Source organism: Flavobacterium sp. A45 (assembly GCF_002001005.1).
Lineage (GTDB): Bacteria > Bacteroidota > Bacteroidia > Flavobacteriales > Flavobacteriaceae > Flavobacterium.
Genome location: NZ_MUNX01000040.1, coordinates 1 through 15,165, shown reverse-complemented (window position 1 = coordinate 15,165; position 15,165 = coordinate 1). Strand labels below are relative to the sequence as shown.

At 34.9% G+C, this 15,165-nt stretch carries 15 protein-coding genes; 7 read left to right on the top strand and 8 right to left on the bottom strand.

Annotation, left to right across the window (positions count from 1 at the left end; all coding sequences use genetic code 11):
* The first annotated feature begins 21 nt into the window (after positions 1-21).
* Both B0E44_RS01770 and B0E44_RS01765 read left to right on the top strand, forming a co-directional pair.
* On the top strand, positions 22-954 hold the full coding sequence (locus tag B0E44_RS01770; protein WP_077370485.1) for a peptidylprolyl isomerase: 933 nt from the start codon (positions 22-24) through the stop codon (positions 952-954).
* A 154-nt stretch (positions 955-1,108) separates the two neighbouring features.
* Entirely contained in the window at positions 1,109-1,444 is a 336-nt protein-coding gene (locus B0E44_RS01765) for a tRNA-binding protein (RefSeq protein WP_077370484.1), read from the top strand.
* 4 nt (positions 1,445-1,448) lie between these two features.
* Here the strand turns inward: B0E44_RS01765 and B0E44_RS01760 are convergent, their stop codons facing one another.
* Positions 1,449-2,027 (bottom strand): YceI family protein, encoded by a 579-nt coding sequence (locus B0E44_RS01760; protein WP_254423229.1) that lies wholly within the window; start codon positions 2,025-2,027, stop codon positions 1,449-1,451.
* 389 nt (positions 2,028-2,416) lie between these two features.
* On the opposite strand from B0E44_RS01760, the gene B0E44_RS01755 reads away from it, so the two are divergent.
* Complete coding sequence (locus B0E44_RS01755) at positions 2,417-3,949, top strand: SulP family inorganic anion transporter (protein ID WP_077370483.1); 1,533 nt, start codon at positions 2,417-2,419, stop codon at positions 3,947-3,949.
* Positions 3,950-4,064: 115 nt separating this feature from the next.
* Here B0E44_RS01755 and B0E44_RS01750 read toward each other — a convergent pair whose 3' ends face one another.
* The 4 genes from B0E44_RS01750 to B0E44_RS01735 all read right to left on the bottom strand — a co-directional run bounded on the left by B0E44_RS01750 (position 4,065) and on the right by B0E44_RS01735 (position 7,778).
* Positions 4,065-4,886: a sulfurtransferase gene (locus tag B0E44_RS01750; protein WP_077370482.1), complete on the bottom strand. Its 822-nt coding sequence runs from the start codon at positions 4,884-4,886 to the stop codon at positions 4,065-4,067.
* Positions 4,887-4,888: 2 nt separating this feature from the next.
* Entirely contained in the window at positions 4,889-5,437 is a 549-nt protein-coding gene (locus tag B0E44_RS01745) for an alpha/beta hydrolase (protein ID WP_077370481.1), read from the bottom strand.
* Positions 5,434-6,267 carry an alpha/beta hydrolase gene (locus B0E44_RS01740; RefSeq protein ID WP_077370480.1) on the bottom strand — a complete coding sequence of 278 codons (834 nt, stop codon included), beginning with the start codon at positions 6,265-6,267 and terminating at the stop codon, positions 5,434-5,436. Before B0E44_RS01740 ends, B0E44_RS01745 begins: the two co-directional genes overlap by 4 nt.
* A gap of 248 nt (positions 6,268-6,515) precedes the next feature.
* Positions 6,516-7,778, bottom strand: a complete 1,263-nt coding sequence (locus B0E44_RS01735; protein ID WP_077370479.1) for an aminotransferase class I/II-fold pyridoxal phosphate-dependent enzyme — start codon at positions 7,776-7,778, stop codon at positions 6,516-6,518.
* A gap of 451 nt (positions 7,779-8,229) precedes the next feature.
* Between B0E44_RS01735 and B0E44_RS01725 the strand changes: the two genes are divergently transcribed.
* Complete coding sequence (locus tag B0E44_RS01725) at positions 8,230-9,018, top strand: NYN domain-containing protein (RefSeq protein WP_077370477.1); 789 nt, start codon at positions 8,230-8,232, stop codon at positions 9,016-9,018.
* 361 nt (positions 9,019-9,379) lie between these two features.
* Here the strand turns inward: B0E44_RS01725 and B0E44_RS01720 are convergent, their stop codons facing one another.
* Positions 9,380-9,811 (bottom strand): lipocalin family protein, encoded by a 432-nt coding sequence (locus tag B0E44_RS01720; RefSeq protein WP_077370476.1) that lies wholly within the window; start codon positions 9,809-9,811, stop codon positions 9,380-9,382.
* Positions 9,812-10,073: 262 nt separating this feature from the next.
* On the opposite strand from B0E44_RS01720, the gene B0E44_RS01715 reads away from it, so the two are divergent.
* From B0E44_RS01715 to B0E44_RS01705, 3 genes are all read left to right on the top strand, one after another.
* Positions 10,074-10,652 (top strand): non-canonical purine NTP diphosphatase, encoded by a 579-nt coding sequence (locus tag B0E44_RS01715; protein WP_077370475.1) that lies wholly within the window; start codon positions 10,074-10,076, stop codon positions 10,650-10,652.
* A 110-nt stretch (positions 10,653-10,762) separates the two neighbouring features.
* Positions 10,763-11,713 (top strand): transporter, encoded by a 951-nt coding sequence (locus B0E44_RS01710; RefSeq protein ID WP_077370474.1) that lies wholly within the window; start codon positions 10,763-10,765, stop codon positions 11,711-11,713.
* A gap of 24 nt (positions 11,714-11,737) precedes the next feature.
* Positions 11,738-12,856: a GTP cyclohydrolase gene (locus B0E44_RS01705; RefSeq protein ID WP_077370473.1), complete on the top strand. Its 1,119-nt coding sequence runs from the start codon at positions 11,738-11,740 to the stop codon at positions 12,854-12,856.
* Between the two features lie 87 nt (positions 12,857-12,943).
* Here the strand turns inward: B0E44_RS01705 and B0E44_RS01700 are convergent, their stop codons facing one another.
* Entirely contained in the window at positions 12,944-13,327 is a 384-nt protein-coding gene (locus tag B0E44_RS01700; RefSeq protein ID WP_077370472.1) for a PUR family DNA/RNA-binding protein, read from the bottom strand.
* A 67-nt stretch (positions 13,328-13,394) separates the two neighbouring features.
* Positions 13,395-15,155 (bottom strand): ABC transporter ATP-binding protein, encoded by a 1,761-nt coding sequence (locus B0E44_RS01695; RefSeq protein WP_077370513.1) that lies wholly within the window; start codon positions 15,153-15,155, stop codon positions 13,395-13,397.
* Positions 15,156-15,165 lie beyond the last annotated feature (10 nt).

Below are 15,165 nucleotides of genomic sequence, written 5' to 3'. Positions count from 1 at the left end.
CCTCAATAAAAAACAAACACAATGGAAAACGGAATATACGCTAAATTCAATACCGCAAAAGGGGCGATTTTAGTAAAACTAACACACGATTTAACACCAGGAACTGTTGGGAACTTTGTGGCTCTTGCCGAAGGGAACATGGAAAATAAAATTAAACCTCAAGGACAAAAATTCTATGATGGTTTAAATTTCCACAGAGTAATTCCGGATTTTATGATTCAAGGAGGATGTCCTCAAGGAACTGGTACTGGAGATCCAGGATACAAGTTTGATGATGAATTTCATAAAGATTTACGTCACAATGCACCAGGAGTTTTATCTATGGCAAATTCAGGTCCAGGATCGAATGGTTCTCAGTTTTTTATCACACACGTTGCAACGCCATGGTTAGACGATAAACATACTGTTTTTGGAAATGTAGTAGAAGGACAAGATGTTGTAGATGCTATTGCTCAAGGAGATTCTTTGGATACAGTTGAAATTATCAGAGTAGGTGAAGAAGCTGAAAAATGGAATGCTATTGAAGCTTTTGTTGGTTTGAAAGGAGCTCGTTTGAAAAAATTAGCAGCTTTGAAAGCAGAATCGGAAGCAAAAATGGAAACATTGGCTGCTGGTTTTGAAAAAACAGAAAGCGGTTTGCGTTACCAATTCATCCAAAGAGGTTCTGGTAAAAAAGCAGAAAGCGGGAAAACAGTAGCTGTTCATTATGAAGGTTCATTGGAAAACGGTAAAGTTTTTGATTCATCATACCCAAGAAAAAAACCAATCGAATTCAGATTGGGTCAAGGTCAGGTGATTGAAGGTTGGGACGAAGGTATTGCTTTATTACAAGTTGGAGATAAAGCTCGTTTTGTGATTCCATCTGATTTAGGATACGGACCAGCAGGAGCAGGTGGTGTTATTCCACCAAATGCTACTTTGATTTTTGACGTTGAATTAATGGACGTTAAATAATTAGCAGAAAACAGAAAACAGTGATTATTGTGATAAAAATAGGAAATCCCAAAACGAAAGTTTTGGGATTTTTTTGTTCTTAAATGATATGTTTTTTAATTCCATAACTTAGTATCTTAGCGACTCAGCAACTTAGAAACTTAAAAAGAAACCTATGGATTTAACATGGTCAGAATTTGAAAGAGTAGAAATGCGAGTGGGAACAATACTAGAAGTCAACGATTTTCCAGAAGCCAGAAAACCAGCTTTTCAACTTACTATTGATTTTGGAAGTGTAATTGGAATCCGAAAAACATCGGCACAAATCACCAAAAGATATACCAAAGAAGTTCTGATTGGAAGACAAATCGTAGCCGTGGTCAATTTTCCCAAAAAGCAAATCGGAAAGTTTATGAGTGAATGTTTGGTGCTGGGAGCAGTAGGCGAGGAGGGTGATGTAATTTTATTGGCACCCGATTTTAAAATAGAAAACGGATTGCGAATTGGGTAATATGTTATTTTTTTACTAATTCAATATTGGCACTTATCTTCACTTCTTCACTGACCAAAAAGCCGCCAGTTTCTATTGCGGCATTCCATACCAAACCATAATCTTTGCGATTTATTTTTCCTTTCAATTTTAAACCCGCTTTTGTATTTCCCCAAGGATCAATATTGGTGCCTCCATATTTTATTTCCAAAATAGTTGGTTTTGTGATTTCTTTGATGGTCAGTTTACCGATTATTTCAAACGTGACGTCACCAATTCTTTTAAATTTAGTGGAATGGAAAGTGATTTTTGGAAATTTTTCGACATCGAAGAAATCTGCGCTTTTTAAGTGAGCATCTCTTTTTTGATCATTGGTATTAATGGAATCAACATTTGCAGTAAAAGAAAATTCCGCATTTTCAAAATCTTCTTCTGCCTCAGCAGTTCCTATTATTTCATTAAAACGCCCGGTTAAAGTGGCAATCTCTAGGTGTTTAATTTTGAACAACACCTCTGAATGTGTGGGATCAATTTCCCATTTCAAATTTTCCATGATTCTGGTGTTTATGTTTTGGTCTTCTTTGATGGTGATTTGGGGTATCATTTTTATTAAAATTTAGAGGTTTTAATTTATCTTAAATACGTTATTGTCTGTTTCAGTTTTTTCATTAGGGGTAAACAGGGAATTTTTTTATTGAGGAATAAAAAGCATAAAAACAACATGTAAAGTTAGTGATTTAAACTCGTTTTTTTAATGATTTTTATCATGTAATTGATTGTAATTTAGTGTTTTAGTTGTTTTTATCTTTAAAAGAAAGAAAAAGATGATGTAGTGATTTTTGTTGTTGAAGATAGATAAGCAGTCACCATTAATTTATGATTTTTACAGTTTTATAAGGAATACTGATTAAGATCAGGAGGATAATTTCGAGTTGAATCGAAGTTTAAAGCTGTATTTTTGCACGTCTCAAAAAAACAAACTATTTTCAATTTATGAAGCGATATTTTAGTTTATTCAATTTCAATCAAAAAGTAGATTATAAAATCGAAATTCTAGCAGGTCTTACAGTAGCGATGACGATGATTCCGGAATCGCTTTCTTTTGCTATACTCGCTGGTTTTCCGCCTTTAGTGGGATTGTATGCCGCTTTTATAATGGGATTGATAACAGCAATATTTGGAGGAAGACCTGGTCTAATTTCGGGTGGGGCGGGAGCGACTGTTATCGTTTTGATTGCCTTAATGAAATCGAATGGATTGGATTATGTGTTTGCTGCTGTTGCATTGGCGGGAGTTTTTCAGATTTTAGTGGGTTTGTTCAAACTTGGTAAATTTATCAGATTGGTGCCACAACCCGTAATGTATGGTTTCGTAAATGGATTGGCAATTGTTATTTTTATGTCACAGATAGAACAGTTTAAAACAGTTGTCAATGGTGAAAATGTTTGGCTTTCGGGAAGTTCTTTATATACTATGTTGGGTTTGGTGGCTTTGACAATTATTGTTGTGATTGGTTTTCCTAAATTAACCAAAAAGATTCCACCTTCTTTAGTTGCTATAATTGTAGTTTTTATAGTGGTTTTGGTATTGAATATTGATACAAAAACAGTAAAAGACATTGCTTCTATAAGCGGTGGTTTTCCACCCTTTCATATTCCTAACGTCCCTTTGAATTTTAATACGCTTCAGATTGTTTTTCCTTATGCCCTAATTATGGCTGGAGTTGGATTGACGGAAGGATTGCTGACTTTGAATTTGGTTGATGAATTAACGGATACGAAAGGGAATAGCAACAGAGAATGTATTGCCCAGGGAAGCGCCAATATTTTGAATGGTTTTTTCTTCGGAATGGGAGGATGTCCTATGATTGCTCAAACGCTGGTTAATATATCCGCGGGTTCTAGGGCGCGATTGTCTGGAATAATAGCAGCAATAACTATTTTGATAATCATATTATTTGGGGCACCTGTGATCGAAAAATTGCCTATTGCGGCTTTGGTTGGAGTAATGATGATGGTGGCGATTGGGACTTTTGAATGGGCTAGTTTCCGAATCTTTAATAAAATGCCCAAACATGATATTTTTGTGTTGGTGACCGTAGCTTTAATAACGGTTTTTCTGCATAACTTGGCATTAGCGGTATTGATAGGCGTGATTATATCTGCTTTGGTTTTTGCTTGGGAAAGTGCCAAAAGAATTCGTGCAAGAAAATACATTGACAAAAACGGAGTGAAACATTACGAGATATACGGTCCGCTTTTCTTTGGATCAACGACTACGTTCGCAGAGAAATTCGATGTTGCCAATGACCCCGATGAGGTTATCATTGATTTTAAAGAAAGTAAAATCATGGATATGAGTGCCATTGATGCCTTGAATAAAATTACGGAGCGCTATGCCAATGTGAACAAAACGATTCGGTTACGTCATTTAAGTCCCAATTGCAGGCAGTTGTTGCAAAATGCAGGGGCAGTTATTGATGTGAATATTCTTGAAGATCCAACTTATAAAGTGGCGGTGGAGTGATAGGTGTCAAAATTTAACCATATAAGGAATATAAGGGCATATAAGACTGTCTTAAAGCCCCAGCTTATATGCCCTTATATTCCTTATATGGTAAGCCTTTTTTTTGGTCCCCTTTTTATTTTTCAATGGGTAAATCAGTGACGTGTCCCCATTCGGTCCAAGAACCATCATATACTGCTTTTGGATTGTCCGAAATCAGTTCAGAGGCCAATAAAACAATACAGGCGGTAATTCCTGAACCGCAGGTAAAAAATAACGGCTGGTCGTTCAGTTTTAGGATTTTTTTTAATTCTTCTTTTGATTTGAATTTTCCGTCTTGCTGCAGTTCTGTGAAAGGAACGTTGATGGAACCAGGAATATGTCCGCTTCTTAATCCAGCTCTCGGTTCTTCGTGAGTGGCGTGGAATCGATCTGCGGATCTGGCATCCATGAGAACGGCTTCTTTAGTTGAGATGTTCTCCAGAATCTGTTCTTTATTTTTGATTAATTCAGGCTGAAATTTGGCCACAAAATCACCTTTTGGATAAATTGCATCGTTTTGTTTTTCTGTTGGGAATCCTTCTTTAATCCATTCCGGAAGTCCTCCATCCAAAACAAAAACATTTGAATGGCCCATAGCTTTGAACATCCACCACGCTCTTGGGCTTGAATAGATTCCCAAAGTGTCATAAACCACAATAGTGCTGTTTGAGTTGATGCCTAATTTTTGAGATTCGGTAGTGAATTTCTCTTCTGAAGGAAAAGTGTTTGGTAATGGATTATTGGTGTCGCTAAAATTATTTTTGATATCAAATAAACGAGCACCTTTTATTTGTAAATCGGGATTTTGATTCTCTAAATTCGATTGGTTTTGATCTAATCGTGCTTCAAGTATAATTAGATTTGAATCGTTTGAATGTTCTTGTAACCAAGCTGCAGAAACTATTGGATTTGGCATTTTTAGTTTTTTATTTTTGTGATTAATTGCTGAAGAAATGTTTGGCCTTCTTCCCAATATTCGAGATTAGAATCGGAGTTGATGTGCCCTTTATGACCAATATTTATAAAATCACTGCCCCAGTATGTGGCTAATTCTTTGGCTCTTTCTAGCGACATATACGTATCGTTTTCGGTTCCAACAACCAGTGAAGGAAATGGAACAGTTTGTGTTGGAATGGGAGCAAAGTGTCTCAGGAAATCGGGTGTATGTGCAGGCGAATCCACATCGGCGGGAGCGACAAGCATGGCGCCTATAATGTTTGGATTGTTATTTTGGGAAACCCAATGCATTACTAGGGAAACTGCCAGACTGTGAGCTATCAAAATGGTTGGTTTCTCTATCTTTTTAATAGTTATCGAAAGCTTCTCAAGCCATTCTTCGAGTTGAGGTTCGTCCCAATTGTCTTGTATAACTTTGGTTGAGTTAGTGAATTTTTGCAACCAAAAGCTTTGCCAGTGTTTTTCGCCAGAATCTCCGAGTCCTGGAATAATTAATAAGTGAGGGGTCATTTTTTGAGTTCTTTTTTTAGGGAAACAATTCTTTGAATTTCTTTGACAACCAATGGGAAAGCGGGTTCTGTCATATTATGTCCAAAACCTTGTAATTCATATAAAGTCGTTTGTTTGTGACCAGTAAGTTTCATCATTCGCGCCATATAGGCGTTTTCTTCATAGCGTCCCAACATTTCTAACTCTCTGTCGCCTGTAATTAGTAATAAAGGCGGAGCATCGGCACGAACGTGATATAATGGGGCAAACTCATCGACGATTGGTTGGGTTTCTGGTATGCCTCTTTCTTTTCGGATTTCAAAATGCGTAATAGTTTGAGAACTTAATGGAATCAACCCTGCAATAGAATTAGCATCTACTCCATCAGCTTTCAACCATTTTTTGTCCATTCCCACCATCAATGACAAATATGCACCAGCTGAATGTCCTGAAACTATAATTAACGAATCATCTCCGCCGTAAGTGGCAATATTCTTGAATGTCCAAGCTACGGCTGCTGCAGCATCTTCAATGCATTTTTGTGCTTTTACTTTTGGAGATAATCGATAATTTACTGAAACGACGCAAAAGCCTTTGTCTTTAAGACCTTCTGGAAGTTCTTTGTTTCCACCTGTTAATCCTCCTCCGTGAAACCAAATTACTGTCGTAAATCCTTTTGTGTTTTTTGGGTAATAGATGTCGAGAACGCAACGTTCTTTGATGTATGGATCTGTTTTGGCTTCAGCTTCGCTATAATAAGGAATATTTGTAGCAGTGGTATATTCTGTTTTTTGAGCAGTAATTAATGTTACGGAAAGCAGTAGAATCAGTGAAAGAAATATTTTTTTCATCTTCGATTTTTATTTTGAAAGTATAAAAATAAAGAATTTTTATACGTTGTTGGTACAGTTTCTTATGAAAATATAAAGCTGTAGAATAGCCCTGATAGAAGCGGTATCCCATCTCGTTTTTTCTACGAGATGGAATATAGCGGATAGCAGGACTGAACTTGATGATAGACAAGAAAATTCTGCTCCAAAAAAAAATCCATCAGCCTTTCGACCGATGGATTTACTATATTCAGATGAACTGCTAAAAATTAAGCGTCCAAATCTACTTTAGTTCTGCTTGCAATTTCTTTGTAAGTTCCGTTTACTAATTTCTCACGGATCGCTTCAAAAGCAGTAAGTGTTTGAGCAATATCTTCGAATGTATGTGAAGCGGTAGGGATAACGCGCAATAAAATCATTCCTTTTGGGATAACCGGATAAATTACTATCGAAAGGAAAATACCATAATTTTCTCTTAAGTCGTTTACCATTACCATTGCTTCCGGTACACTTCCTTCAAGATAAACCGGTGTAACACAAGTGTTTGTGTCGCCAATGTTAAATCCTTTGCTTCTCAAACCGTTTTGCAAAGTATTTACGTTTTCCCATAATTTGTTTTTCAATCCTGGGTTATCACGCAACAATTGTAAACGTTTCAAAGAACCAATAGTTTGGATCATTGGTAATGCTTTGGCAAACATTTGAGAACGTAAGTTGTATTTTAAATAATCGATAATGTCTTTATCAGCCGCTACAAAAGCACCAATATTTGCCATTGATTTGGCAAAAGTGGAGAAGTAAACATCAATTCCGTCTTGACAGTCTTGCTCTTCACCAGCCCCGGCACCTGTTTTTCCAAGTGTTCCAAAACCGTGTGCATCGTCAACAAGTAAACGGAAATTGTATTTTTCTTTCATCGCCACAATCTCTTTCAGCTTTCCTTGTTGTCCGCGCATTCCAAAAACACCTTCGGTAATAAATAAGATACCACCACCTGTTGTTTCGGCTAATTTTGTAGCACGATCCAAGTTTTTCTCCATACTTTCGATGTCGTTATGCTTGTACGTAAAACGTTTTCCGCTGTGTAAACGAACACCGTCAATAATACAAGCGTGCGCATCTACATCATAAACAATCACGTCATTTCTAGTTACTAAAGCATCAATGATAGACACCATTCCTTGGTAACCAAAATTCAATAAATAAGCTGATTCTTTCATTACAAAAGCAGCCAATTCATTCTCTAATTGTTCGTGATATTTAGTGTGACCGCTCATCATACGTGCTCCCATTGGGGCTGCAGCGCCATATTCGATAGCCGCATCGGCATCTGCTTTACGCACTTCTGGATGATTTGCAAGACCTAAATAGTCATTCAAACTCCAGTTCAAAACCTCTTTTCCTTGAAATGTCATTCTTGGACCTAAGTCTCCTTCTAATTTTGGAAATACAAAATAACCTTCTGCTTGTGATGCCCATTTTCCTAAAGGCCCTTTATTGTTTTGAATTCTTTCGAATAAATCTTTTACCATAATATATATCTGTACTACTATTAATTTTAAGAAGTTGCAAAAATAATTATTTATAATGTATTAGCATCTTGAAAGTATATTTATTTTTCTAAAACCAAACCATTATAAATAGCAATACCATCATACTGAGCGAAGTCGAAGGGTCATTTTTAGCGAAGTCAATGTGAGGAGCTTTCTCCTGCTGTCCATTACAAGCTCTCTGTCATAAACCTTTTTTTCTATTGTGCCGCATGGAGCTTTCGTTGGTCGCTCTTGCACCACAAGAAAAAATAGGTTTATTCCGTCGAGGCTTTCCATTTCCATCAGGGCTAATGCTGTAATCAACAACTTTCTTCAATAAAACACGTATATTTGAAGTTGTTTTAATGTTGATAGTAATCACAATTGCAATATCAATTTGAAAATTTAAAATCTGAAGTCTAAAATCTGCAATCTAAAATCTAAATTAGGTATGTCCCAAAATACAAAAGAACTAAAACTTGCCGTACTCATTGATGCCGACAACGTTCCTTACAGTAATGTAAAAGGAATGATGGAGGAAATCGCCAAATACGGAACGCCAACCACAAAACGTATTTATGCCGATTGGACCAAACCCAATGCCAACGGTTGGAAGTCCGTGTTGCTTGAACACGCCATTACACCCATTCAGCAATACAGTTATACCGTCGGGAAAAACTCCTCTGATTCTGCCCTGATTATCGATGCGATGGATTTGCTGTATTCGGACAAGGTGGATGGTTTTTGCATTGTTTCCAGTGACAGCGATTTTACAAGACTGGCGATTCGATTACGGGAATCGGGAATGAAAGTTATTGGTATGGGCGAGAAAAAAACACCAAATCCTTTTATTGTGTCTTGCGACCGATTCATTTTTATAGAGGTATTGGAAGGTGCAATCAATAAGAAAAAACCAAAACGAACAGCCTCAACTCCAGCTGCAGATGCCAAAGAAATCAAGAAAACTCCTGAAAAAGAAACTGCCATAAAAATTGATAACAAAACCATCGAGCTGATAGAAGATACTATAGATGATATTTGCGATGATGACGGCTGGGCTTTCTTGGGTGATGTTGGAAATCTTATAGTAAAGAAAAAACCAGAGTTTGACCCAAGAAGTTATGGTTTCAATAAACTCACACCTATGCTCAAATCACTTACCGATATTCTGGAAATAGACGAAAGGGATTCAGATAAAAAAGGAATCAAGCACGTTTATGTAAGATTGCGTTATACTTAAAATAGCAATAAAAAAAGGAGGGCGTATGTACCGCCCTCCCATTGTAGTTCTGATTTATCATTATCTAACTTATACTTAAATTCGGTATAGTTGACTATTGAGAATACTTTTTCTAATATTGAATATTTGTGATATTATATGCTCAAGTAATTAATCAAAACCACAATCAAATTTACAATTTTTTAATGTTTAAATTGCTGAAAAATAGCTTTTTAACGGTTTTTTAACCTACAGTATTTTAATTGTTTAAATCTAATTTTATTAAACTGATAAGAAATACTTTTCCGAAATGGATTTGGTCAAAAACAGTATAAAAAAAGCCAACATTGCTGTTGGCTTTTATATTTAATATTTAAAACAATTATTTTGTATAAATATCATTTACAGTGAAAGACTGCCCTGATTCAGTAAATGTATATCTAAGAGTCAAACCTGAATCTGTTACACTTATTAGTTCAAAAACTTCAGTATCATCACCAAATTTAATAGTGATTTTATTTCCATCTTTAGACCAAGTTCCAGTTTCTGTTGAAAGAGTACAATCTGTACCTTCGTAAGCACCATAGACAGCAACACCTCCTGTTTTAATTTCTAAATAATTTTTAGTGCAGCCAGGAGTATTATCCCAGTTATCCGCCTCTGGAGATGTTACTCCTTGTGCTGTATAGCTCATTTTACTCAAATTCCATTTTCCCTCAATAGAAGCCTCAGCTTTATCATCATCACTACTACAAGAAACAACAGTCATTCCTAAAGTCAAAACTGAAAGGAATAAAATACTTAATTTTTTCATTTTATTTTGTAAATTTTTGATTATTAAAATGCAATATTAATAGTAAAAATATACATAAAAAAACATTTTATGTTAAAGTTTCTTACATATAATTATTGTTAAAATAAATTTAATGTTGCAATATCATGTATGTTGATTGCAGGTAATTAAGCGTCAAAGTATTACAAAAAAAAACTTAATTTTTCAGAAATAAAAAAAATAATAAAAACCATTTTAAAACACCGTATTTTTACTTTGTAAATTTAAATCTAATAAAATTCTAATGAAAATCGTTTTTGCTACCAACAACGCCCATAAAATTCATGAAATACAGAGTATGCTTCCTGAAAGTATTGAAATTATTAGTCTGGAAAGTATAGGCTGTAATGAAGAAATTCCAGAAACTGCTGATACCATTGAAGGGAATGCTATTATGAAAGCCAATTACGTAACCGAGAAATATGGATATGATTGCTTTGCCGATGATACAGGATTGGAAGTGGAAGCGCTGAATGGAGAACCTGGAGTTTATTCTGCTCGTTATGCTGGTGATCAAAAATCGGCAGAAGACAATATGGATAAATTACTTGTAAATTTAGAAAATTCAGCAAATAGAAATGCTCAGTTTAAAACCGTAATTACTTTAAATCTGAAAGGGAAACAATATCTTTTTACGGGAATTGCCCGTGGAGTAATCACTTTAGAAAAAAACGGAAATCTAGGCTTTGGTTACGACCCTATTTTTAGGCCTGAAGGATATCAGGAAACGTTTGCGCAACTTTCATTGGAAACCAAAAATGCAATAAGTCACCGAGGAAAAGCTACTCGCGAATTGATTGATTTTTTGAATCAGAATCCATAGTAGACTTTGTATTAAATCAAATGTTCTAAGAAATTTTTAACAAAATGATAGTTACAATAAAATATAGTACATTTGAAAAGCGTTATAGCTTTTCACTCAAATATTTCAGTATGTTCAATATCAAAACATTATTTTTTGCTTCCCTTTTTTTACTTCCAACAATTCATTACGGGCAACACACGGACGAAATTAATTCAAACCGACCAGGTGAATCCATGTCTGCTTTTGCAGTTGGAAAAACGGTTTTACAAGTAGAAACAGGTGTGTTTGGTATTCAGGAAAGTCATAATTTATCAAAGTATGATGCTAATGGTTTTGGAATTGATTTTGAAGTGCGATACGGTGCTTTTTTGGAGAATTTAGAATTCATTGCGGACGTTCAATATCTAAATGAAACATTTACATATCCGATGCAGGTTGATGAGAGAGCCGATTTCAAGCAATCTGTTTTAGGAGCTAAATATTTGATTTATGATCCGAATAAAGGATATAAAAAAGAAGCGAATATATACAGTTGGAAAGCAAATCATAAATTCGATTGGCACCAAGTAATCCCTGCTGTTGCTATTTTTGCCGGAGCAAATTTTACAGGAGCTGATAATCCTTTTTATTTTTCCCCAGAATCTGAAATTACACCAAAAGTAGCCATCATTTTGCAGAATCATTTGGGTGATGGTTCTTGGGTTTTTGTAACCAATATCATTTCCAATTACATGACTACCGATTATCCCAGTTTGAGTTATATTTTAACTTTGACCAAAGGAATTAATAAAAAATGGTCTGCTTTTGTTGAAAATCAAGGTATAAAAAGTGATTATTACAGTGATGCCATTGTTAGAGGTGGAGCCGCATATTTGATTAACAAGAACATGCAGGTTGATGCTTCCATAAGTACTAATTTTAAAGATACGCCTTCAATTCTTTATGGTGGCGTTGGACTTTCTTGGCGTTATGACGGTCGATACAAGGAAGTTCATCTTTTGACCAAAGAAGAAGAAGCTGCAGAAAAAATGGCTAAAAAGAGCAAAACCAAAAAAGGGTTTAAAAAAACAAAGAAGTAATAGCAACTCCCCATAAATAAAGCAATGATTACCATTCAAGAAGCCAAGACTAAAAACGAGTTAATCGAATTTATAAAATTTCCTTTTTCCTTATACAAAGACAACCCGTATTGGGTTCCGCCGATAATTGCCGATGAACTGGAAACATTTGATAAAACCAAAAATCCTGCTTTTAACAGCGCTGAAGCCAATTTTTATGTTGCTTATAAGGACAATAAAATAGTAGGTAGAATTGCGACAATCATCAACTGGGATGAGGTTAATCATCAACAGAAAAAGAAAGTTCGTTTTGGTTGGTTTGACGTTATTGACGATATTGAAGTAACTAAGGCTTTGCTTGAAAAAGTATATGAATTGGGACAAAAAAATAATTTGGAATATGTTGAAGGCCCAATGGGTTTCTCAAATCTGGACAAAGTAGGTGTTTTAACAGAAGGTTTTGACGAATTAGGAACGATGATTACCTGGTATAATCATCCATATTACGCAACCCATTTTGAAAAATTAGGTTACGTAACCGAAAAAGAATATGTCGAAAACAAATTCCCTTTTGCAAATGCTAAACCAGAATTTTTTGAAAAAATAAACGAGTTGGTCAAAAAAAGATACCAACTTAAGCCCATCAATTTCAAATCTACAAAAGCCGTAATGCCTTATGTGGATAAAATGTTTGATTTGTTTAATGAATCGTACGCGAGTCTATCTTCCTTTGTTGCGATATCCGATGTGCAAAAAGAATATTTCAAGAAAAAATACATCAGCTTTATCAATCCTGAATACATAAAATATGTTGAAGATAAGGACGGAAATCTTGTGGCTTTTGCGATTGTGATGCCTAGTTTTTCGAAAGCGCTTCAAAAAGCAAATGGTAAATTATTTCCTTTTGGGTTTTTGCATTTATTGAATGCAAGGCGTAACAGCAAGGATGTTGTTTTTTATCTTATTGGTGTGCATCCTGATTATCAAAACAAAGGAGTGACCGCAGTGATTTTTAATGAATACCACAAAACTTTTACCGAAAAAGGAATTCAAAATTGTTTTAGAACACCCGAATTATCAGATAATTTGGCCATTCAATTGCTTTGGAAGAACTTTAATCCCGTGGTTCATTGTCGTAGAAAAACGTTTAGGAAGGAACTGTAAAAAAAAAATAGATAGTTGCTATTTAATATTAAAGCAAAAAGCCGACAGTTTTTGAACTGTCGGCTTTTGTTTTTTATGCCTTTTATATTAAATATCGTCAAATTCGATATCTGTAAAGCTAGATGTATTTGGAATAATGTCTTCGTTTGTTTTGTCATCTGAAGCATATTCTTTTTTGAAATCTTTTTGGTGTCTCTCCGAAATTACCTCTTCGCCTTTGTGGTTCAAAACGTATGATGTCATGTCTTCTAGAATTTCTGAAAAAGCGGTAAAATCTTCTTTGTATAAATAGATTTTATGTTTTTTGAAATGAAAAGAACCATCTTCTTCTGTGAATTTTTTGCTTTCGGTAATTGTGATATAATAATCGTCAGCTTTGGTAGCTCTTACGTCAAAGAAATAGGTTCTTCTACCAGCTCTTAAAACTTTTGAAAAGATTTCTTCTTTTTCTAACATATCATTTTCTCTCATAATCGTATCGTCATTTTATTATTTAATAGCAATCAAAAATCATAAAAATATATGTATTATACAACAATTAAAGCAATTCTTTTTCCGAAAGTTGTTTTAAATAAAGGGCTGCATAATATCCGTTTTGGTTTATTAATTGATTATGAGTGCCTTGTTCAATTATCTTCCCTTCTTCGAGAATGATAATTTTATCAGCATTTTTTGCAGATGATACCCGATGACTAACAATTATAGTGGTTTTGTTCTTGCATATTTGGTAAAGATTGTTCAAAATGGCTTCTTCGGTCTCGGTATCAACGGCAGACAGACAGTCATCAAATAGTAAAATTTCAGGATTTTTTATGATGGCTCTGGCGATAGAAACACGTTGTTTTTGTCCGCCGGAAAGTGTAATTCCTCTTTCTCCCAATATGGTGTCGTATCCTTTGTTGAAACCGATAATATTGTCATGAACGACAGCACTTTTTGCCACTGCTTCCACTTCTTGATCGGTTGCATCTTCTTTTCCAAACTTGATATTGTTCTTGATGGTGTCGGAAAATAAAAAGGCATCTTGGGGAACTACTCCGATGCTGTTTCTCAAATCAAATAAATTGAGTTGACTAATTTCATGGTTGTCTATCAAAATTTGCCCGCTAGTTACATCGTATAATCGTGAAAGTAAGGCCAAAATAGTAGATTTTCCAGAACCGGTTTTCCCTAAAATTGCTAGAGTTTCTCCTTTATGAACAGTGAAGCTTACATTCTGAAGTGCTTTTATTTGAGTATCATTATAGGTGAAACTCACATTGTCAAAGGTAATACTGCCTTCAATTTTTGATCTGTGAATATTTGTATTCTGAATCTCTGGTTCGATTTTCAAAAATTCATTCAATCTTTTTTGAGATGCTTCGGCTTCTTGTACCATGGAGGAAACCCATCCCAAAGATGCTACAGGCCAAGTGAGCATGTTCACATACAAAATAAATTCAGCAATGGTACCGATACTTTTGATGGTCCCATCAATATACATCAAACCTCCAAAATAAATCACGATTAAGTTACTAACACCAATCAGGGCAATCATTAATGGGCCGAAAAGGGATTGTACTTTTGCTAAACTTAAACTTTTGCTCTTGCTTTCATTAGCCAGATCACTAATATTGGATTGATGCTGATCTTCTAATGAATAGGCTTTTATAACTCTTATTCCCGAAAAAACTTCTTGTGTATAACTGGAAACTTTGGATAAATATTGTTGGAATGTTGTCGATCTTACATTGATTTCAGAACTCAATTTGAAGATACAATAGGATAATATGGGTAAAGGTAGTATGGTGTACAAAGTCAATCTTGGTGATACATTGTACATATAGCCAATTACGATGGCAAAACGGATGAAAGTGTTTATCGAGTACATGACAGCGGGACCAACATACATCCTTACTTTGGAAACGTCTTCGCTTATGCGATTCATCAAATCGCCTGTCCGGTTTTGCTTGTAAAAATTTTGGGAGAGATTTTCGTATTGACGAAAAACTTCATTTTTTAGGTCGAATTCGATATGACGCGACATTACAATCAAAGTTTGTCGCATTAAGAAAGTAAGGAAACCTGCTATTATAGTCGTTGCAATAATTAATAAGATATTCGAAATTAATTCTTGGCTTATTACGCTGGTGTCTACAGATTTAGTTTTAGCGAAAGCTTCAATTTCATTAAATGACTTACTAATTAATTTTGGTGTAAATAAAGAAAATATTTGTGCGATTATGGTGATAATAATACCGAGTGAAAAGCTGTATTTGTACTTAATGAAATATTTGTTTAAATATCGTAATTCTTTCATGTTATAAGAG